At 73.9% G+C, this 2,563-nt stretch carries 3 protein-coding genes and 1 pseudogene; all 4 read right to left on the minus strand.

Going from position 1 to position 2,563, the window contains the following annotated elements; genetic code table 11:
- Positions 1–671, minus strand: a 671-nt coding sequence (locus tag WA805_RS29235) for an NAD(P)/FAD-dependent oxidoreductase (RefSeq protein ID WP_425243934.1), incomplete at its 3' end; no start/stop codon positions are given.
- Positions 672–779: 108 nt separating this feature from the next.
- Positions 780–1,307 (minus strand): isoprenylcysteine carboxyl methyltransferase family protein, encoded by a 528-nt coding sequence (locus tag WA805_RS29240; RefSeq protein WP_422280522.1) that lies wholly within the window; start codon positions 1,305–1,307, stop codon positions 780–782.
- Positions 1,308–1,311: 4 nt separating this feature from the next.
- A complete protein-coding gene (locus tag WA805_RS29245; RefSeq protein WP_422340170.1) occupies positions 1,312–2,376 on the minus strand; it encodes a type III polyketide synthase in 1,065 nt (354 codons plus the stop codon).
- A pseudogene (locus WA805_RS29250) lies at positions 2,373–2,563 on the minus strand (hypothetical protein); the annotation flags it as partial. The pseudogene WA805_RS29250 and the gene WA805_RS29245, both read right to left, overlap by 4 nt.

Genomic DNA, 2,563 nt, shown 5'->3' on the forward strand with positions numbered 1-2,563 from the left:
GCCCCAGCCAGCCGCTCGCTCAGCGCAGGGAACGCCGCGAGCCTGGACGCGAAGTCGCCGTGCGCGCCGCCCAGGATCGCGACGCCCACCAGGTCGTCAGCGACCGGCGTGACGTACGCCTCGGTCCCCGCCGACCAGTGCACCTCGACCAGGTCGGTCCACGGCGCGAGCCGGTAGTGCCGGCGCAAGCCGAACCGCGGCTGGCGAGCGCGCCGCGGGTCCAGCCCGCAGGCCCGCCGGACCGTCGAGTGCAGCCCGTCGGCGGCGACCAGGTACCTTGCCCGCAGGCCCGCCGCCGTGATCCCGCCGCCGTCCTGGATGACAGACGTCACCCGCACCGGCAGGACCGGGATCGATAGCTCCGCGGCCCGCGCCGCGAGCGCGGCGTGCAAGGTCGTGCGGCGGACGCCGAGACCGTCGCCGTGCCGGAAGCGCGCGTCGGCGCGGTGGCTGGCGTCCAAGTACCGGATCCCGCGCAGCGGGTGCCCGGCCGGGCGGACGCCGAGCGCCGCCAGCCGGGCCACCGCCGACGGCATCAGGCCCTCGCCGCAGGCTTTGTCAATCGGCACGGCCCGCGGCTCGGCCACGGTGACCGACAGCCCGGCCTGCGCGCACCTGATGGCGGTCGCCAGCCCGGCGGGTCCGCCGCCCGCGACCAGCACGTCGATCACAGTGCCTCCATCACAGTGCCTTCACCACAGGGCCTCCATCACGGTGCCTTCACCACAGTGCCTTCACCACAGGGCCTCCATCACAGGGCCTCCGTTGGGCGGCACCCGTCATAGCGACACCGGCGAGAGCTGCGCCGCGGCGAGCGCGCGGGTCTCGCAGCGCAGCCGCACCGTGAGCAGCGCCGCGTTCAGCACGGTGAACGTGCACGCGGTGATCCAGGCCGAGCCGACGAGCGGCAGCGCGGCACCCTCGATGACGACGGCGACGTAGTTCGGGTGCGCGAACCACCGGTACGGCCCCGACCTGACCAGCGGCAGCCCGGGGATCACGATCACCCGCGCCGTCCACCGCGGGCCCAGCGTGGCAATGCACCACCAGCGCAGCGCGTTCGCCGCCACCACGACCGCGAGCATCGGATAGCCGAGCGCGGGGATGAACGTGCGGTGCAGCAAGAGCGGCTCGGCCACGCAGCCGGCCAGCAGCCCGACGTGCAGCGCCACCATGACGGGGAAGTGCCCCCGGCCGTACTCGACACCGCCGTTGCGCAGGCTCGCGGCGGCATGCCGCTGTGACACGACGAGTTCCGCCACCCGCTCGAGTGCGATGACGGCGAGCAGACCCCAGTAAACGTCCACTAGCTCACCATCGCAGCAATACCAGTTCCGCGCTGACTCCCGGCCCAAGCCCGATCATCAGGCCAGCTGACCCCGGTGGCGGCCGGCCGTTGGCGGCGACCTGCTCCAGGATGTGCAGCACCGACGCCGAGGACATGTTGCCGGCTTCCGCGAGCGACCGGCGGCTCGCCTCGACCGCGCTGTCGGGCAGCTCGAGGCTCTTCTGCACGGCGTCGATCACCCTGGGCCCGCCGGGATGGCACACCCAGCTCTTGACGTCGTCCACGGTCAGCCCGTGGGCGGCCAGGAACGAGGTCACGCTCCCCGCCAGCCGCTGCTCCACCACGTCCGCGAGCTCCGCCGTCAGCACGATCCTGAAGCCGTCGGAGCCAAGCCGCCAGCCCAGCGTGTCCCCGCTGTCGGGGTACACCTCACTGCGCGACGCGATCACCCGCGGCCCGCCAGCCGACCGCCCGCCGACGGCCCGTGCGCCGGTCGCCACCAGGGCCGCCGCCCCGTCGCCGAACAGCCCGCTGACCACGAGATCCGCGGTCGTCATGTCCGTGGCGGGCCAGTTGAGCGAGCACAGCTCGACCGCCAGCAGCGCCGCGGTGTGCCCCGGCCAGCCGAGCAGGTAGTCGTGCAGCCTGCCCAGCCCGGCCGCGCCGGCCACGCATCCGAGGCCGAAGATCGGCAGCCGCTTCACGTCCGCCCGGAGCCCGAGGCGCGGGATGAGCCTGGCGTCGAGCGATGGCACGGCCACCCCGGTCACCGACGTGACGATCAGCAGGTCCACGTCGTTGGGCGTCAGCCCGGCCGACTCGAGCGCGCCGCGCAGCGCGCGCTCGCCGAGGTCGAGAGCCTCCTCGATGTAGCGGTCGTTGGTGGCCACGATCCCGCGCAGGGTCCCGTAGTCCGGCAGCGGCAAGACGATGTGCCGGGTGTCCACGCCCGCGTTGCCATGCAGCCGTTCGAGCAGGGCGCGCTGCGCCGGGCCGAGGCCGCCTAGTTCGGCGACCGTCCTGGTGAAGTCCGGCTGCGGGTAGCGGTGGGCCGGGAAGGCGGACCGCACGGCGACGATCCTGGTCATGACGTCAGGGCTTCCCCGCCCGCGGCGAACAGCACCACGTCGACGGCCGCGATGCCGAGCGCGGCATAGAACGGGACCCGCCCGGAGCCCCGGGCGCCGATCACGCCGAGCACGGCCGCGGCGACGAGCCCGGCAATGGCGACCCATCGCCTGGCGTCGCTGGCCGCCAGCACCAGCAGCACGGACG

Source organism: Trebonia sp., assembly GCF_049794275.1.
Classification (GTDB): domain Bacteria; phylum Actinomycetota; class Actinomycetes; order Streptosporangiales; family Streptosporangiaceae; genus Trebonia.